Below are 17,701 nucleotides of genomic sequence, written 5' to 3' on the forward strand. Positions count from 1 at the left end.
CGATGCGTCGGTGGGCGGTCATCACAAGAGGTAACCTAAGAGTAATCCGTGATGCCAACCGAAGCGACAACCGAAATATAACCTAACTTGACTCACTCTGAGTCTGCTTAGGTAGGGCGTGCTGCTGCGAGTGTTCGAAAGGGACGCCTCGACGGGCGTCTCCAGGGCGCGTTGCGCGCCCCTTATGCGAAGGGGGTCGACTGCCGGAGCATCGGCAGCTCGATGCGGAAGACAGATCCTCGTCCTACGCAGCTTTCCACGGATACGCGAAGCTCAAGGCGATCGGCGAACCGCTTCACCAGGAAAAGGCCTAAGCCGAAACCGCCCTCTTGTCGGCTCGCTTCGCTTCTGTCTTGATGGAATGCCTCGAAGATCTTGGGCAATACCTCAGGCCGAATGCCTGGCCCTTGGTCCCAGACCTCAAGGACAACCGAGGCCCTGCGACGCCTTGCGGCAACCACCACGCCACCTCCACCGCTGGTGAACTTCACTGCATTCGAGACCAGGTTCTCAAGCATGCGCTGAAGCATTGCTGGATCCGTCCTGACTTCAATGTCTGTCGTCCTGAACGTGAGGCCGACGTCGCGCTCTGCCGCGACGTTCTCGAATTGAAGATCGATCTTCTGCAACAGCCGTTGGAGCTGCACGGGCCGAACTTCAGGTGCCATGTCGTGCGCCTCGATGCGTGCGAATTCCAGGATGTGTTTGATGTAGTCCTCAAGCTCTTCGACCTCATCGGACATCCGGCCCAGCGCCCAGCGAGCTTTATCGTCCGAAGGCAGATCTGCGATGGTGGAGAAAGCCATCAGTTTCATGGCGTGCAGCCGCTGCTTGAAATCGTGACTCGCTCCAGCGAAGAATGTCGATCGATTCTTGAGAGTCGCGGCAAATTCGCTTCGCATTTCTTCGAGCTGCGCGTTCGTGCGCTGCAATGCGATAAGCATTTGATCCGCTTGCTCCCTACGGTCCATGAGTTCCCGCATGAGCGACAGCGAATAGATCAAGATGAACGCCATCACCGTGACGCAAGCATTCAGCACGATGAGGACGTCGATGTCTATTAGACCTGTCAGCGCTGCCTTGGTCGAGAGTGCAAGCCATAGAAGTGCCACGTAGACGGTCGAATCCACTGGCACGCTGATCCAGCCTCCCATTGCAGCGATGCTCATCATCACGAACACGACGAACATGACGACTGCGGTCGTAGTGAAGGCAGGACCGATGAAGAGATCCACTGCCCAGGCCCATTGACTGAGTGCGATGGCGGGAATCGTGATTGAAATCGCCCTTGCCCATCCGAGCCCGGGCAAAGACATCCTGGCTCTGTGCAGCGCGCTGCGGAGCAACCAGTTTGCGACAGCGACTGTGATCCAGCCCGCCAGCTTTTGCTTGCTGACCGTGGGATGCGTCATTTCGGCGACGTAGATGGCCAAGACAGCAAGCAAGAAAGCGACTTGGTTCGCGATCCATGAGGAGATCGACCAAAACCCTCCGGGTTGGGCTTTTGTCATGCTCAATGCAGAGCGCCAAACCCCAGCATCCCGCATTCGATAGCTTTCGCAACAGCATGGCTGCGGGTGCTGACGTCTAGCGCGGCCATCGCGGCATTGATGTGATTGTTGACCGTGCCCTCTGTGAGCTTCAACGATCTCCCGATCTGCTTGGAGTTGGAGCCTGTGCGGACCAGGTCGAGAATCTGAGCTTGACGGCGCGTCAGACGCACGACGTCAGGCCTCGCCTGAATTCCGTCGGGAAGCGTCGCAAAGGACTGGTCGCCGACGAAGATTTTCCCTAGAGCCGCGGAGAATTCGCCCACCGGCGTTGCCTTGACGATGTAGCCCAGGAAGCCCATAGCCTTGATCTGGGCGACGAAATCGCTGCGTTGTGTGGCCGTGACCACGCAGGTAATGCCCGCCATCCCCTGCCGCTGAACCTCCGTCGCGACGGAAAGACCATGTGCACCAGGCACATCGAGATCCAGCAGGATCCGGTGCCACGACCTGGTCGGATCCTTGACTGCTTCAATCGCAGCACTTGCATTGCTCCGAACCGTCGTACTCAGCATCGGATACGCCCTGCTGAGCAGTTCCTTGGTCGCCTCGGCCACGAAGGGATGATCCTCCACGATGAGAACTTCGTTCATTCGTGATCCCCATCCACCGCGAGCGGGCGCCCTGCCCTCGTAACTCTATGCATCGATCTGACTCCTCAGCCATTTCGCATGCGAAATTGGCAAAACATTCCCAGCATCAATTTCGCATGCGAAATTGGCAACATCCGTGAGCTAGGCGAGTCACCCAACTTCGCATGCGAAACGGGCCAGATCAGCGACCGAGCAGAACGGCGAGGGCGAGGAGCGTGTTCATGCCGGTCAGGCCGCAGAGCAACCAGAAGTACTTCGTGAACTGGTCTAGTGCACTTTTGGTTGCTTGCGCGCTCTTGGCATTCGCCGTGACGGAAGCACTCCGTTCTTCGTCGACTTGGCGTCGAATGGCCCTCATCAAGCCGTGGCCCATGGCCTCGAAGTCGGTCATTGCAGTGCGTGCCGCGACTTTCACGCCCTCGGCGCTACTGGCGATATCGGCAGTTATGGCCGGAAGCTGAACCTGCAGTTCGTGAACTTCGCCCGCTAATCGCTGGACATCGACGAGCAGCTCCGCGTGAAGTGCATCGAGCAGCGCTTTCGCGCCGGCGCTCATACCGTGGATTCGCTGAAAAGCTTCGTGAAGACGGCATCCAGTTCCCCTTGGATGCCCAGCGCCAAGCGAGAGAACACCTGCGCTGTTGCCAGCTCGTGCTTCGCATCCTTGGACTCTGCCGCTGCAATCTCCTTGCGGAAGTCGCGTCCTCGCGCCGCCACGTCCTTGACGCTGCGGCCGCTCAGGTAGGCGAATCCCTCGCTCTCATGAACGACGGCAAACTCTATCTGGGCCTTGTTCACCGCCGCAAGGACGACGCCGAACACCTTTTCAATGTCGTCGTCAGGGTCTACATAGTTGAGGATCACCTTCAATTTCGTCGTCGGCACGCCGAGCGAAATCAGGTCGCGGATCACCTTGACCGTGTCGGTTTGCTGCTTGGCTTTCGCCACCGTCGGGATGAGGAAGAAGTCGAAACCTTCGAGAACGTCGCCCATGCGGCCGACCTTGGCAAAGACTTGCTCGATGTTGCTGCTTCCAATGTCCACGATCGCACGGTCGGCAGCTAGGACGTCGATCATGACCGTCGCAAACTCTTTGCCCTTGATGTTCGATTCGTCGCCGCCTTCGTTGATCGACTCGATGAACATGATCGGGCAGTCGCCCATTCGTGGCTGCAACAGATGACGGGCCAACGTCGACTTTCCGACGTTGCCGGAGTAATTCAGTACCGCAACCTTGAACAACGCGTTCTCACTCATTTCCCACTCCCAAACGGATAGATGAATGCGCTACCCGTCCCTCCCGCCGCGTCCGCGGTCGCGTTCGGCAAGACGGGCATGCGCCCGGTCCGATACAGCTCCCATATCTTGGGATTCCGCCTCCTGAAGCGTCGAGTTCAGAGCTGCGACAAGACGTCTGCGCTCTGCCGCCGCATCCGAACCGGCTGTATCTCGGGTTGATTCTACAGTTGACTTAACGGTTGTCGATGAGGTTGGAGATTGCGGCAACTCGCCGCCGGCACCTGCCGCGCTAGCGTCGTTCGGCGGTTCGCGATCGCGCTTCGCTGGGCCAGGCGCTGACGCTCGCCTCTCTTTTTGCTGAGCGGTTTTCTGTGCTGCGGTCGGAGCCGGCGCTGACCGCGCGATGGGCTCGCCCCGCGACTCGCGCGCATCGCCCTTCTCCACAAACGCCCTCGCCTCTTGGTTGAGATCGACGTTTGCATCGAGCCATCGATAGAAGGCTGTCCGTGAGCATGAGATCAGTCGCTCAGCGGTCAGTCCTTTGAACATCATCGCCCTCGAATAGCCATCGACGTGGAAGCCGATGATGGCCGGGCGGAGCCGTTCGAGATAGGACACCGAATCCGGTGGATTCGCGCTCTTGAATCGAGCAATGCGCGTCTGGATTTCTTCGTCGCTGTGGAAGAGCATGGCCCGCATCATACTCACTGAATCCCGAAAATTCCCGAAGAATCCCGCGGAATCCCAGGTATGAAGGCATGTCGTCCTAAAATCCACCGTCGTCCCAAATAGATCCATTAAATCCCGAAAAATCCCGGGACTCACCGGATTCGCAGAGTGTCACGGTAGTGAGGCACGTCTGGTATGTTTACAGCCGGCTACGCCTCTGTAAAATACCCGTGCCAAAGGCGCTGCCTTTGAAACCGATTTGGTCGGCTACGCCTTTCCGGTTTCGCATGCGAAACCGGGCCCAGGGACATGACACAAGAACACGCAGAAGACCTCTCGGCCGACCAGGCCCTTGCTGGCGCACTCTCAATTTCGCATGCGAAATTGCCGAGCGACAAAGCCAAAACCCAGGTCGCTTCCTTTCGCCTTAGCGCCCAAGCGCACGCGACCATGACGGCTAAGGCGGCGGAGGCCGGCATATCGACCCGCTCTTGGCTTGAGCAGGCCATCCTGCAGAACCGCACTCACATCGTTGCCCGGACCAGACCGCATCCCGAACTGAAGCCGCTTTTGTTTCAGGCAAGCAAGGCAGGGAACAACCTGAACCAGCTCGCTCACCGGGTCAATGCGCTCCGTCTTGAGGGCAAGTTGACCGCTCAGGAATGCGCTGCGTTGCTTGAGCAACTGCAGGCGATCCAAGCCACGTTCAGGGAGGCGGTTGCCAATGCTCGCGCGAATTAACTCCGGTGCTGGTGGCATCGTCGAGTACCTCGAAACGGGTCGCAAGAAGGGGAGGGAGTTCGATCGTGACTTGATCGACGAGCGCCTGCCGTTGGCCGGCGACATCGAATTGCTGGACGCGGTCATCGATGGCATCCAGACCCAGCAGGAGGGCGATGCACGCTACCTGCACATCACCCTTGGCTTTGCAGAGCAGTTCACCGCGGCCGAGGAATGCGCACCTGGCCAGATCAACGCCAAGGTTCTTCATGAAGTCGTGGAGGCTTACAGGGAGGCGGTCATGGCTGCCTACGATCCCAGCGAGTACATGTTCTACGCCGAGGCGCACATCCCGAGGGTCACGCACGAACTTAATGCCCGCTCTGGCGACTATGAGAGTCGCCTTCCGCATGTGCACATCGTCATACCGATGCGCAACCTTGAGTCGGACCGGTTCATGGACCCGTTCGGCTACCTCAAGGAAATGAGCGTCCCCGAAGCCATCCAGGAGCAGATCAACCAGCGCTTCGGCCTGAAAAGCCCGAAGCAATCCATGCGGGATCCAGCCGCCCCGGAGCATCCTCTCGGCCGGCACGAAGCCTCCTTCGAAGGCCAGAGCCCGAAGCAGATCCGGGCGTACCTCGCTTCTCTAGTCGCTGATCGGCATGCCGACACCTTTGAGCAGCTCGTCGAGGCTGCGAGCGTTATCGGCGTAACCACCGTTCGCCAGGGGAGGGACGGCGACTACATCAACGTCAAGCCAGACTGGGCGGACAAGGGAATCAACATCAAGGGGATCAGCCGTCAGGGCTTCGAGGCCGAGGCCGCAGCGCTCCGAACCCCCGCAGAGCCTGCCGACTATGACCAGGTTGTCGCGCAGTGGAGGGGGAGAGGGGCCTTCGAGGCTCGCTATGTCGCTTCCCCTCGGCTCAAGAAAGCCTTCAAGGCGATGTCCCAGTCCGAGCGCGACGAGTTTCTCGACGCTCGGCGTGCAGAGACGCGCGCGCGCCTGGCTGTTTATGACGAGTCCATCGAGCGGCAGCTTGTCGATGCCGCTGCGGACGCAATCAATCGGGCGATGGCGAGGATGGAAGAGCAGGGGGTTCCGACCCCCCGCGCAACCGGGTTTGCCGATCGCATCAAGTCACTTATCAAGGAACTCAAAAATGGAAGACCTGAACGAACTTTCGACGCTGATGGAAACCTTGACCGAGCAAAACCTACAGATGGCGCTGACCTTCGAGAAGATCTTGGCCGAGATGGAAGGGCCGTCCGAGGACGGCTTGGTCAAGACCCTCGAAAAGCTCCTGGCGCCGTTGGTGGACAGCTCGGAGTCGATCAAGGGCCATCTCGGGATCTCTCAGACGCCGAGCTGAAAGGGGAGACCGATCCCGAACTCGTCCTGGCGGTCGCGAAGGAACGTTTCGGGATCGATGTGGCCCAGTACCTCGTCGCGAAGGGCAAGGACGGTAAGCCGCGGATCATTCATGCAGGTCGTCAGTACAACCTCGGCGACTTTTTCACCAAACACGTGCAGCTGCCGTGGGTTGAGGCCCGGCCCATCCTGGCCGACTGCCATGCCCGAACGACAGCAAACCGAAAGCCGAGCCATGACACACCCGACCCCCGAGCTCATCGCGAAAGCGATCGCTCAAGCCAAGGCCTACTCCGCCGCGCAGCAGCGGCTATCGCGCGCGGCCAACAAATTGCTTCTGACCCTGCGCAAATCGCACGGTACTTCCAGCGCCGAAATCTTGGCGCAGCTCTTGAAGCCACTTTGCGCGGATTACGCGAAGATCGCACGCAAGACCAAAAGCCTCTGACCCCGGAGGAGCGTCTTGAGCGCTCCGCAGCGGCCATCGCGCGCGGCGCTCAGGACGCCAAGGATCCCGGGAAGATACGGGCCGCGCTCGGCCGCCGCGACTTCGGCAAGGCGCTGGCGACCACGTTGCGCCGGTTGACCATTGACAGGCCGCAGGACCGCAAATCCCAGACCGTCATAGAAGCGCTTGCAGCTTCCGTTCGCCCGACCTCGCTGGCGCCAGATCGCCTCAAGACCGAGACCAACCCTGCGATCGTGCTCACGGCTGTTCAGAGGCTCTACGGCATCGACCCCGCTGCCTATTCCATTGGCAGCGGAGCTGACGGCTCGCCCAGGATCATTCACCAGGACAAGCAGTACAACCTCGGAGACTTCTTCGCCAAGCATTTGCAGCGGCCATGGAAGGAGGCCGAGGCCGTCCTGAAGGACTGCTACCACGCGAGCACTTCCGACGCGCTGCCGCCACCGGACAAAGCGCTCTGGCGTCAGTTCTCGCAGTGGCGCGACCGCCAGTTCGAAGAGGTCGCTGCCCGTCGGGCAGCGAACAGCGAAAGCTTCCGTGCCCGGGTGCTGGAGAGTCGAGAGGACTACAAGCGCCGAAAGGCGGACGCCCAATCCCTGCCAGGCCGTATGCGCGCTGCCGCCGTCGCGCGAGCGCGAGCGGATCAATTCATCGCTCAACAGACCATCGCCGCCGAACGTGCCAAGGCATCGGCGGAGGCGCGCGTACCGCGCCGCAATGCCCACTACCGGGAATACCTTGTCGAGCTCGCGACGGGAGGGGACACTGCTGCGCTGGGCGAGTTGCGCCGTATGGCGCCGCATGAGAAGGATGTCGATCTCAAGATCTCAGGCGGGCGTAGCCAGCCGGTTTTCCCCCTACCCACCTACACCGTCGACGCGAAGGGCGGGGTTACCTACCGCTCCAACGGCGGCGCGATCGTTCGCGATGCCGTCCAGGGGGTGAGAGTCCTAGCTCCGCAGACTAACGCGTATGACGCGGCGATAAGGGTGGCAATCGCCCGCTATGGGCGAATCCTCACTCTCACAGGCGATGCTCGATTTGTCGCCAGCATGACCGAGGCCGCACGGCGCACGGGCCTCGAACTGACCCTGCGTGATTCCTCCAAGCCGCAGGCGATGCCCACCATTCTCCGGGCTCGGGGTCGTTCACTTCCGCATCGCGAACGCTGAAGAGAAGAGCCATTTCGCATGCTAAAGCAGGAAACCTGACGAACTTGACGAGATTTGGAGGGGGCGTAGGATCAAGCCATGCTCTACCACTACACGTTGCCACCGGACGACGACGCGCCGAAAGAGGATTCAGAGGACTTCAAGGAAGTGTCGTGCTGGACGTACAGCGCCCAGAATCTGTCCGTTCACTTCGGATCCCCTCAGTTGTGGGACGCACTGAGGTTAAATGCAGAAAAGCTGTCCCTCGTAGGCAGCTTCGATGCTGCTCGCCGCGCATTGCCGCTTACGGGCAGGGGTCGCGGTTCGGCTGTTGCAAACGCGTTGGCGGGATTGAAAGTAGGCCGGTTGAGCCTCTTCGGCGAGAACGGCGTAGGGATTCGACTTTGGCCAGAAAACTCCCTTCGGCATGATCCGCGAGATTCGATTCGCGAGTTCTTGGGGATGCTTGACGAGCGGCCTGAGCATGCCGCAACGCCCTACGTCGCGAAGAAACATGCGGAGAAGGCGGCGATTTTCCTAGAGGACGCCATCGACCTGTTGATAAAGCGACGCTTCGGCAGCCTCCAGGAATTGACCAAGCAACTTCAGGAAGCGCAGGAATTTCACGAATGGCCAGTAGAGGATGAGCAGACCAGAGAGGCGGCGCCGCAGACTTGGCATGCAAACCAGACCCTACGTTCAAAGCCAGCTTTCAATCCATCGCCGGGCTACCAAGCGGCAGTAGACGCAGGTGCGGCGGCAAAGACTCGCATGTTTAAAGGGGCTGACATGCTCTCTTCAGATGCGATTGCCGAACAGCTTGGCGTAACCCGCGAAACGGTCAATAGCCGTCGCAAGGGCAAGGAGCTACTTGGCCTCACAAACGGCGGTCGCTCAGTGCGGTATCCCGCATGGCAACTAGAGGAAGCCGTTTCTCCGCACATGCCGCGACTGCTCGACATACTGAAGCCTTTCGATGCGTGGGCCGTGTATCTGTTTTTTACCCAGGAGAATCCACTCTTTGAGGGGGTGAGCCCGCTTGATTTCCTCAGAATAGGAAAAGTCGATAGCGTCATGGACGCTGCTTCCAGCTACGCAGCTGAAATGGCCTGAGTCGGTGGCGATTCAACTGCCCAAGTCGCTCAGTTGGGCGCACCAGACAGACGCGGTTCTGTTTCGGATTTGTTCCACTGCCTTCACTGACGTCGAGCCAGGTTTTCGTGCAACTAAGAGCTGTCGTTTTGATGATCCGCGGCAAGAGTTCACTACGCTTTACTGCGCTTCGGACTTCGCGACCTGCTATTCCGAAACCCTACTTCGCGACGGCACGTTCGACTATGACGACAGCCAGTATGTAGTTTCGAGAGCCATCCACGAGTCGCGCAGCCTCACCGTTGTGGTCGCGGACCTCTTGAAGCTTCGGCTTGTCGACTTGTTCGGCGAAGGCATCAGGAAGATGGGATTGGATGCGTCGGTCGGCTTGGGGGCGTACTCAACCACCCAGGAACTTGCGCTCAGTCTGTACGAGCATGCTGAGAAGCCCGACGGCATCGTCTATCACTCACGCCTCTCGCCTGGCCGTTCAGCCGTCGTTTTCTTCGACCGTGCGTTGCCGCATATTCGCCTCTTTCCTGGCTTGAAGCCCACGCCTCTCCCTGAGCTGCGGGAGGCATTCGACGCACTGACCCTCACGCACAAGATTGCGCTTCTCTAGAACTTGACCGCCCGCTTTTGCATGCGAAAAGCGAGCCCGGTCTCTTTGAGCTGTGTCTGTAGCGATTACATTTAGGTTGTCCTTAAAGTTGGCTTTAAGGGTGGCGATCTAGAGGTTGATCGTCCGTGTGAACAAGCTCAGGGAGATCGATCTATGCGACTTTTCATTGCTGAAAAGCCTTCCGTGGCGACCGAGTTGGCGCAGTTGCTGGGTGTCACAAAGCGCGGGCCTGGATACTTCGTTTGCGGCGACGACGTCGTGAGTTCGTGCTTCGGGCACTTGTTCGAGATGCCGAAGCCCGAATACTACAGCGTGGCGTACAAGCAATGGGACTTCGGCAACATGCCCATCGTCCCGTCGCCGCAGTGGGTCGTATTGCCCAAGGACGACGCCAAGGACCGGATCAAGCTGCTTGTCCAGCTCATGCGAGATGCCCAGGTCGTCATCAATGCGGGCGACCCCGACAACGAAGGGCAGTTGCTCGTCGATGAAGTCATCGAGCACGCGAAGTTTCGCGGCCTGGTCCTGCGCTTCTGGTCGAGCGCGCAAGATCCTGCAAGCTTGCATGCCGCCATGAAGAACCTGCGGGACAACCGTGACTTCGCCGGATTGCGTGACGCGGCGCGAGGCCGTTCCCGGGCCGATTGGCTCATCGGCATGAATGCCAGTCGAGCATTCACTCTGCGTGCCCAAGCGAAGGGGAATCGCGGCGTTGTGCCTGTCGGTCGCGTCATGACGCCGACGCTGGCCATGGTTGCGAAGCGGGATGCGGAGGTCGCGAACTTCCGACCCGTGCCTTATCACTTCGTCACGGTCCAGGTCCGCCATGCTGCGGCGGAATTTCGCATGCGATGGCAACCGCGCGAGGATCAGGTCGGCCTAGATCCCGATGGCCGGCTCGTCGATACAGCAGTCGCGGATGACATCGTCAACCGCCTCGAAGGCGCTGCAGGGGTCATCACCGACTACACCACCGTTCCGAAGGCCGAGCATCAGCCGAAGGGACTCTCGCTGGCCGGCATCGGCTTGCTCGCCTCAGAACTGTTCGGCTACACCGCGGCCGAGACTCTGCAGATATGCCAAGCCCTCTACGAGACGCACAAGCTGACGAGTTACCCGCGCACCGATTGCGAGTACCTGCCCGAGAGCCAGCATGCGGCAGCGCCGGCGATATTCGATGCGCTGCGCGACAACTTGCCCGCGATCGGGGGATGGATCGATGCGGCCGACGTGTCGATCAAATCGAAGACCTGGGACGACGCGAAGATCACCGCTCATCACGGCATCATCCCAACTGCCATGCGCGCCGACCTCTCGCGCCTGCATGAGTACGAGCTGAACGCTTACCAACTGATCGTCCGCGCCTACATCGCGCAGTTCTATCCCGTCCATCGCTACGACGAAATCACCGTGCGTGCGACGACGATCGGCGAAGAGTTCGCAGCTCGCGGGAAGGTCGTGACCGAGCCCGGCTGGAAGCAGCTTTACCAAGCGCCGGTCGACCAGGAAGACGACAGCCAAGATTTGCCGGTCATGGAGCTGCAGCATCCGGTCGAGCTCCACACAGCTCATCGTCATGACAAGCGGACCAGTCCGCCGAAGCGGTTCACCGAAGGCACCTTGCCTCCGGCGATGGAGAACATCTACCGCTACATGGACGATCCCGAAGATCGCAAAGCCCTTCAGGACGGTGACGGCATCGGGACGCCCGCCACGCGCGGGTCGATCATCGAGGAACTCAAGCGGCGCGGTTTTCTCGCGAACAGCGGCAAGTACCTCGTCAGCACCGAGGCCGGCCGCGCCGTCCTCGAGATGCTCCCGCCGACCGTCAAGAGCCCTGCGCTCACCGCGCACTTTCAGCGGCAGTTGCGCGAGATAGAGCAGGGTGCCCGGAGCGTCGATCAGTTCGTGCAGGACCAGGTCGCGTTTGTCAGCGACCTCATCGGCCAAGCGAAAGCCGACCTCCCGGTAAACGAGCGCATTGACTGCCCAGCCTGCGGCGCGTTGTTCCGCCGTGTGGCTCGCAAAGATGGCACCGCCCACTTCTGGAGTTGCTCTGCCTGGCGGGAAGGTTGCAAGTTCACTGCGAACGATTTGGACGGGCAACCGAATCTAGAGCCGAAGCAGCAAGTTGCGGCATCTATAACAAAGTGAGTGCTAAAGGAAGCTTTTCGCGCGCAATTGGTTGCTGGACTGTGTAGAACTGCACATTTCAAAACTTATTGCTACATGCTGAAATATCTGCGCCGCCCCATCGACAACGTAAACTCTCAAAACGAGCCCTCTCATGACCGCAGCAACCGCCGCCGCCCAGCCGATTTCGAAGACCTTCACTCGCGCCCAGGTCGCAGACGCCCTCATCTCCGCAGGCAACGATTCGCGTTCGACCGACGCGGACATCCGCCGCCTGACGACCGTGCATTTCCACATGATCGCGCACGACATGGAGACAATCGACGGCGAGACGCTGGACGACGAAATGACCGTCAAGCTGTTGGACTATTTCATCTTCAAGCCGTAACAATCGCAGGGTCGGCCTTGGCCGACCGGCTCAGTTCCAAAGCCGCGTACCCTCCCGGGTCGCGGCTTTTCTGTAAGGGCCGAGTTCTGTGCATGGTGTTTGGGTTGTCGATTAGGTTGTCTACTAGGATAAGATCGCGGCATTCAAACACTTCGAGGAAACATGCAAACGATCACCATCGCGAATCAAAAGGGCGGGGTTGGAAAGACCACGCTTTCGTCACACCTGGCTTTTGCAGCTGCCGGGGCGAACATGCGTGTTCTCCTGGCGGACTTCGATCCCCAGGCCAGCCTTTCCCTCGGATGCAACGTCGTCGTTCCGGATCCTGCGTACCTTTCGACGATGGATCTCTTTGCCGAGCGGCCGGTTTCCGAGCCGCTCCAGCCGGTCGATGACCACATCAGCCTGATTCCGGCTGGCGATGAGGCCTTGTACGAGCTGCTGACGGCGAGCACGGACGTTGTCCTGCGGGCGCGTACGGCGCTGCGCTCGCTCGCATCGAAATTCGACCTGTGCGTGATCGACACGCCTCCCGAGCGCAATTCCTTGCTCGTCGGCGCGCTGGCTGCCGCCGACTTCGTCATCACGCCCATGACGCTCGGCCTGTACGAGCAGGGCGGCGTCGCCAAGTTGTTCAACACCATCCAGGGAACGCAGTCGGCTTTGAATCCCGATCTGAGGCATCTGGGCATCCTCTTGATGAAGACGAACGGCCGGAGCACAAAGGAGCGCGCGATGGTTCAGCACATGCGCTCCGAGTACGGAGACTATGTGCTTTCCGCCGAGCTGCCCGAGCGTGCCGCTGTGCGGCACGCGGTCAACACCCGATCGCCGGTCTGGGAGAGTCCTCGCGGTTCGAGCCACGAGAAAGCCGCGAAAGAGTGGCGTGACGCCTGCACCATGATCCTCAAGGAAATCTCAAAATGAATGCGGCTGTGAACCCCGCCTCTCACCCGCTCGGTCAAAGCATGGCCGATATGTTCAAGAGCGTTCAGAAGGCCGCACCGAACGAGGTGGACATCGGCTTGATCGACATCGCCGACCAGGAGCGCAAAGAGTTCGAAGACGAGCACAACAAACTTGCGGATCTCGCCGAGACCATCAAGATTCATGGCGTCATCCAGCCCGTTTTGCTCCGCGCGCGCCCTGCTGGTCGCTACGAGCTGGTTGCCGGCGAGCGCCGCTTGCGCGCCGCGAAGCTCGCCGGCTTGACCAAGATTCCGTGCCTTATTCGATCCCTCACCGATGACCAGGCCGTCGATGCCCAGTTCATCGAGAACATCCACCGCAAGAACCTCACGCAACTCGAAGAAGCCGGCCAGCTGAAGAAGATGCTCGGCGTGCTGAGCGGCGACCGCGCCGCGCTCGCCAAGAAGGTCCAGAAGAGCGAGGCATGGATCACCCAACGCCTTAACCTGCTCGATCTTCCTCCGCAGGCCCGGCGCCTCATCGACGAGGGAATCAGCTCCGATGTCACGGCGATCAACAACGTGCGTCAAATCGAGAAGGTCAACCCTGGTGCGGCCAAGGCTCTCGTCGACCAGGCCGCTGCCAAGCCGGGCGCTACCGCCTTGCGCAAGAAGACCGATGCTGCGAAGAAAGAAACCAAGGTGCACACGCTGCCGGGCAAGAGCCCTGCACCGGGCAAGCTGTCTGGCCCTGCACCATCGACCGCCACTCCGCGCGATCGTTCGATGGAGGAGCCGGGTGCCCCATCGGTGATGGGCGGCAGCATTTTCCCGACCGCGCCGATGAAGCCGCATGAGAAGGCGATTACTGCTTTAGTTGACGCTTCCCGTAAGCCGGGCGCAGTTGCGGTTACGATTGTCGCTACGGTTTCCAGTGCCGACCTCGAATTGGTCGTCAAACACGGTCAGGCCTTTTTTGATCGCGGCCTGGCAACGGAGGATCTCGCGCCGGCGCTCATCGCCGGACTCGCACGCAACGAGTTCGGAAAGGGGCCGGTCGAGTTGTTTAATCTCGCCGCGTTCCTGCTTGGGCAGGGCAAGGCGGAAAAATTTGAAGTTGACAAGGCGTTAGCCAAGATCATCACCGCGAAATGACGACCAAACTTTCCGAGACCTTGATGCCCCCCGACGAGTTCGAGGCGACGATGCTTTATTTCGTCGTCCGGCAGGGGAACAGCCGCGACATCGCGCATGCGTATCACGTTCTCGGAATGCCGGCCAGCACGATCGCCTCCCAGTACAGCTGCTCAAAGCAAAACGTCGTGAAGGTCCTTGCGCGCTTTGCTGCAGCGTACGAGCGCTACAACGCAGGCAAGCGCAATGCTGCCGCGAACGACGCGGCCGCCAAGCCGGCCGCAAAGAAGGTTGCCGCAAAGAAGGTGGCTTCCAAGCCAGCGGCGAAGAAGGCAGCTGCTAAGAAGGCCGCTCGATAAGACGCGGCGTCGAAGCAGTGACCACGCAACGCTCTTCGACCCGACCTTCTAGAGGCCTACATCGCGTTCGATCGGCCGCGGTCGCGATTCTCTTTTTTTCGGTCGCTGCGCTGCCAAGCGCGCATGCGCAAACATTGACTGCAATGACGTTCACCAGCCAGCCGACGATCCTTGCTCCCCAAGGAAAGGTGAAGTCGTGCGGCATCCATATTGTTGGCATTGCGGATCAACCAGGATCTGACACCGTCAAGGAAGCGTTCGACGGCTCGATCGGCCTCCATGTCCGAGACCCAGAACCGTTTGCATTGGTGAAGGCCATTCTCAAGCGAGGAGAACTGGCCCAGGGCTTCGAGGCATTCCAGAGCACCGGAAAGCAAATTGCCTGGTTCAGGGCCGCTGAAGGCGCGACCCTGCTTCCGAAGGACGGGCTTATTCCGTCAGAGACCCCCGGATATGAGATGTATGGCGCCGACCCGCTTGAGGCGATGCGTACGATCGTCGACGTCTCAATCGGAAAGCCGTTTCGTATCAGTTTCAAGGGCGGACCCGATCGGGAGCGCATCTACTCGGGTACTGCGGCACTGAGCGTGGACGCAAGGAAGGCCCTGCAGGGCTGCTTAGCGGAGTTGCTCGTTCGCTAGGCGTGCGCCGGCAGGCGTGACCGGCCTGCAAGCATTCCGCCGCCCTTCGGCGGCTTTGCCTAAAGTTTTCGAAGGCGCTGCCACGTGCAGAATGCCGGCCATGGAAGACAAACCTCGCTCGCTCGCCGCTGCCCTGATGGCTGCCCCACCTGCTCCTGCCACGCCCGAGCAGGCAAGTCGGGTCAGCGCGCTTGCCGACTCCGTGCGCAGCTTCGGAGAAGCTATGGCTCCCCTCGCTTTGCGGGCGAAAGAGCCAGACCCGCCGACTCCCGTCGAGTTGATGTGGACCGTATTGGAAGCCGCTCTGTACAGCCCAATCGCATTGCACTCCGACTACAACGCGCAACTCTATGCGTTTCGGAGCGCAGGAACGCAGTACGACCGGTACTGTCCGGTGTGCAAGGTGCAGACCCCATGGCTGGTTCGCGTGCCCACCGGCATCGATGGGCTAAGGTCTTATTTGGGAACTTTCAGCTACGCCAGTTTTTGCAAGAGGTGCGACAACAGTGTTGTGCACCACATGATCTCTATCGGCCGCCCCAAGAAAGAGGGTGAGTCATTCCGCATCGCGGATGTGCAGCTGATCAAACTAGGTCAGTGGCCTTCGTTGTCGGACTTTCACCAAAACGACCTGGGGCCCTACGAGAAGGTCACGACCAAAGAACAGCGGCGAGACTTCACCCGCGCAATTCAAGCCGCGGCGAGCGGTTTTACCGCAGGCGCCTGCACGTACCTCCGTCGGGTGCTTGAAAGCATCGTTGAGGAAGCACTAGCGACGAAGCGACAGGCGGGAGTTACCGCGGAATGGGAGGACGGCTACCGCGCCGCAAGGACCAACAAGCGCATGGAGATGCTGGCTGACCAGCTCCCGCCTTTTTTGCTCAAGAACAAGCGGCTCTATGCGCTGCTGAGCGAGGGATTGCACAAGCTCTCGGACGACGAATGCCAAGAGCTTTTCCCGAATTTGCGACAGGCCATCGAACTAATCTTCAAGGGCCGATATGACATGTGGCAGCGCAGGAAGCACGAGGAAGAGATATCTAAGTTCATCGCGCGGAACGATCCGAATGCTTGATTGCAGGGGCCCGCGCTGGTGAGCGTGTGGTGCCGTCCTGCTTGCTGTCAGCGAGAACGGATCCACTTCGGATCGGACAATGAACCGAACACCTTCCTCCAGATTGCGGTAGCGGCCTTGTAAACCACATAGCCGGCGATCAGCCAGCCGATTGTGCTGGGCCACCGCAAGAACGGGCTCGACTTCATGTTGGTGAAAACTTGCTGGGCACCGAAGAACCACACGACGAGCACGAGCCCAATCGTGTCGAACCAAAACCCGATTCGAAACAGACCAACAATCGGATCGATCGTCTGAGATAGGGTGCCTTTTCGTGCTCCGCATCCGCTACAGACGCTAGCGGAACTTGGCACTTGAGTTTTGCAGTATGGGCAGACGGGGCCGTGGGTTGAATTGCTCATGATTTCTTCGGAATACCTTCGGTTGGCGGGTTGCGGTTGGTCGCTAGAAACGTACCGATCGGAGCAGCTGAGGCCCGACGTTCACATCAACGACGTAGGGCGATTTCGCCGGCTCCATCGTCGTGACTTGCTCGAAGACCAGAACAGTTTTGGTCTCGGGTGCGTCCTGCTTTCCTACGTTGAATGTGAGCGTGCCGAGGGACTTTCCCACGCACACTTTGTTGGCTCGAGCCGCCGAGTTTTGCCCGCTACCTTCCCCGATGCCGGTAAGGAAGGTGACGCCTGAAGGCACGTCGATGGGTCGGTCGTTTTGCCAAGTCAATTTCGTTGCGGGCTTCGACACAAGCGCCAGCTCATTGAAGGTGCTCTGAGGCAGCTGGACCGCTTGCACCGTTTCATCCAGTGCTCTCGTTCCGTCTGGACATTGATCGTAGGGTCGGTAGGCCGGTTTCATGGTTGCCGGGGCGCCTTCCGGGCAACTCGGGAAGGGCTCTTTCGGATCCTTGGCCTGGCCTTCGATGAACTTCCGGATCGGGGGGTCACATTGAGGCTCTGCCGTAGCTCCGTTGGGGTTGGAGAGACACATCAAGACCCTGCAGCCGTAGTCGTCCGCGTAAGCCTGTCCCGTGAAAGTAGCCGCCGAAACGATGGCGATGGCACAGAGAGATTTCCTCACGATGAACTCCTCGGATGTTGTTTTGCGAGGTTGTATTTTAAGTTGTCTTTAAGGTTTAATGGCGTCGACCGGCGAGGCCGGTCCCGGGCTTTCAGCGCTGCGCGTCGAGCTCCTGCAGATCTCGACCCTGTCGGGCACCAATCCCTGACGCACGCGGCCCTGCAGGGCCGCTAAAACACCACCCCCCTGCAGATCCTCCGACGCCGGCGCCGGCGTCGTGCGGAGTCGCCTCGCTCCCAGCTGGTCACGTGTGGCTGATCTGCCCTGCGGTCCGCCTCTTTCCGACGCATAGCGCCATCCCTGCGCGTGCGCTCGTCCTCGTCCTCACCCGGTCCCTTCGCTTCGCTCTCGGGCTGCGGCCTCCGGTCGCTCCTCCCTCCCGCACCTGGCTGTCGCTGGCCATGCGTCGAGGCGGCTCCGAAGAGCAGATTTTTTCAACCACACCGAAAGGCCAGTCATGAGCGAAGCAACCACACAAGACATCAACATACTTTCCACCGCGGCCG

General features: G+C 60.0%; 18 protein-coding genes. 11 read left to right on the plus strand and 7 right to left on the minus strand.

What is annotated here, in order from left to right; translation table 11 throughout:
- Positions 1-182: 182 nt before the first annotated feature.
- The 5 genes from AC1D3B_RS32660 to AC1D3B_RS32680 all read right to left on the minus strand — a co-directional run bounded on the left by AC1D3B_RS32660 (position 183) and on the right by AC1D3B_RS32680 (position 4,072).
- A complete protein-coding gene (locus tag AC1D3B_RS32660) occupies positions 183-1,511 on the minus strand; it encodes a sensor histidine kinase (RefSeq protein WP_478194827.1) in 1,329 nt (442 codons plus the stop codon).
- 2 nt (positions 1,512-1,513) lie between these two features.
- On the minus strand, positions 1,514-2,143 hold the full coding sequence (locus AC1D3B_RS32665) for a response regulator transcription factor (RefSeq protein ID WP_478194828.1): 630 nt from the start codon (positions 2,141-2,143) through the stop codon (positions 1,514-1,516).
- 181 nt (positions 2,144-2,324) lie between these two features.
- Positions 2,325-2,699, minus strand: coding sequence for a hypothetical protein (locus AC1D3B_RS32670; protein ID WP_478194829.1), 375 nt, complete (start codon positions 2,697-2,699; stop codon positions 2,325-2,327).
- Positions 2,696-3,385: a StbB family protein gene (gene stbB / locus AC1D3B_RS32675; protein ID WP_478194830.1), complete on the minus strand. Its 690-nt coding sequence runs from the start codon at positions 3,383-3,385 to the stop codon at positions 2,696-2,698. Before stbB ends, AC1D3B_RS32670 begins: the two co-directional genes overlap by 4 nt.
- Before the next feature lie 45 nt (positions 3,386-3,430).
- Positions 3,431-4,072, minus strand: a complete 642-nt coding sequence (locus AC1D3B_RS32680) for a hypothetical protein (RefSeq protein WP_478194831.1) — start codon at positions 4,070-4,072, stop codon at positions 3,431-3,433.
- 288 nt (positions 4,073-4,360) lie between these two features.
- Between AC1D3B_RS32680 and AC1D3B_RS32685 the strand changes: the two genes are divergently transcribed.
- The 11 genes from AC1D3B_RS32685 to AC1D3B_RS32735 all read left to right on the plus strand — a co-directional run bounded on the left by AC1D3B_RS32685 (position 4,361) and on the right by AC1D3B_RS32735 (position 16,118).
- On the plus strand, positions 4,361-4,792 hold the full coding sequence (locus AC1D3B_RS32685) for a plasmid mobilization protein (RefSeq protein WP_478194832.1): 432 nt from the start codon (positions 4,361-4,363) through the stop codon (positions 4,790-4,792).
- The gene (locus tag AC1D3B_RS32690) at positions 4,776-7,787 is read left to right on the plus strand and encodes an LPD7 domain-containing protein (RefSeq protein ID WP_478194833.1); all 3,012 of its coding nucleotides are present in this window, start codon (positions 4,776-4,778) and stop codon (positions 7,785-7,787) included. Before AC1D3B_RS32685 ends, AC1D3B_RS32690 begins: the two co-directional genes overlap by 17 nt.
- 78 nt (positions 7,788-7,865) lie before the next feature.
- The gene (locus tag AC1D3B_RS32695; protein WP_478194834.1) at positions 7,866-8,879 is read left to right on the plus strand and encodes a hypothetical protein; all 1,014 of its coding nucleotides are present in this window, start codon (positions 7,866-7,868) and stop codon (positions 8,877-8,879) included.
- A gap of 4 nt (positions 8,880-8,883) precedes the next feature.
- A complete protein-coding gene (locus AC1D3B_RS32700) occupies positions 8,884-9,480 on the plus strand; it encodes an RES family NAD+ phosphorylase (RefSeq protein ID WP_478194835.1) in 597 nt (198 codons plus the stop codon).
- Between the two features lie 153 nt (positions 9,481-9,633).
- Positions 9,634-11,634, plus strand: a complete 2,001-nt coding sequence (locus AC1D3B_RS32705; RefSeq protein WP_478194836.1) for a DNA topoisomerase 3 — start codon at positions 9,634-9,636, stop codon at positions 11,632-11,634.
- A gap of 133 nt (positions 11,635-11,767) precedes the next feature.
- A complete protein-coding gene (locus tag AC1D3B_RS32710) occupies positions 11,768-12,001 on the plus strand; it encodes a hypothetical protein (protein ID WP_478194837.1) in 234 nt (77 codons plus the stop codon).
- A 162-nt stretch (positions 12,002-12,163) separates the two neighbouring features.
- The gene (locus tag AC1D3B_RS32715; RefSeq protein ID WP_478194838.1) at positions 12,164-12,928 is read left to right on the plus strand and encodes a ParA family protein; all 765 of its coding nucleotides are present in this window, start codon (positions 12,164-12,166) and stop codon (positions 12,926-12,928) included.
- Positions 12,925-14,064 carry a ParB/RepB/Spo0J family partition protein gene (locus tag AC1D3B_RS32720; protein ID WP_478194839.1) on the plus strand — a complete coding sequence of 380 codons (1,140 nt, stop codon included), beginning with the start codon at positions 12,925-12,927 and terminating at the stop codon, positions 14,062-14,064. The genes AC1D3B_RS32715 and AC1D3B_RS32720 overlap by 4 nt, the downstream gene beginning before the upstream one ends.
- Positions 14,065-14,087: 23 nt before the next feature.
- A complete protein-coding gene (locus AC1D3B_RS32725) occupies positions 14,088-14,402 on the plus strand; it encodes a hypothetical protein (protein WP_478194840.1) in 315 nt (104 codons plus the stop codon).
- A gap of 143 nt (positions 14,403-14,545) precedes the next feature.
- On the plus strand, positions 14,546-15,043 hold the full coding sequence (locus tag AC1D3B_RS32730) for a hypothetical protein (protein ID WP_478194841.1): 498 nt from the start codon (positions 14,546-14,548) through the stop codon (positions 15,041-15,043).
- 100 nt (positions 15,044-15,143) lie between these two features.
- On the plus strand, positions 15,144-16,118 hold the full coding sequence (locus AC1D3B_RS32735) for a hypothetical protein (RefSeq protein WP_478194842.1): 975 nt from the start codon (positions 15,144-15,146) through the stop codon (positions 16,116-16,118).
- Between the two features lie 47 nt (positions 16,119-16,165).
- Here AC1D3B_RS32735 and AC1D3B_RS32740 read toward each other — a convergent pair whose 3' ends face one another.
- Together AC1D3B_RS32740 and AC1D3B_RS32745 are read right to left on the minus strand one after the other, a co-directional pair.
- Positions 16,166-16,519, minus strand: a complete 354-nt coding sequence (locus tag AC1D3B_RS32740) for a hypothetical protein (protein WP_478194843.1) — start codon at positions 16,517-16,519, stop codon at positions 16,166-16,168.
- A 43-nt stretch (positions 16,520-16,562) separates the two neighbouring features.
- Complete coding sequence (locus AC1D3B_RS32745) at positions 16,563-17,195, minus strand: hypothetical protein (RefSeq protein WP_478194844.1); 633 nt, start codon at positions 17,193-17,195, stop codon at positions 16,563-16,565.
- Positions 17,196-17,701 lie beyond the last annotated feature (506 nt).

It is taken from the genome of Variovorax sp. P5_A3 (assembly GCF_056400665.1).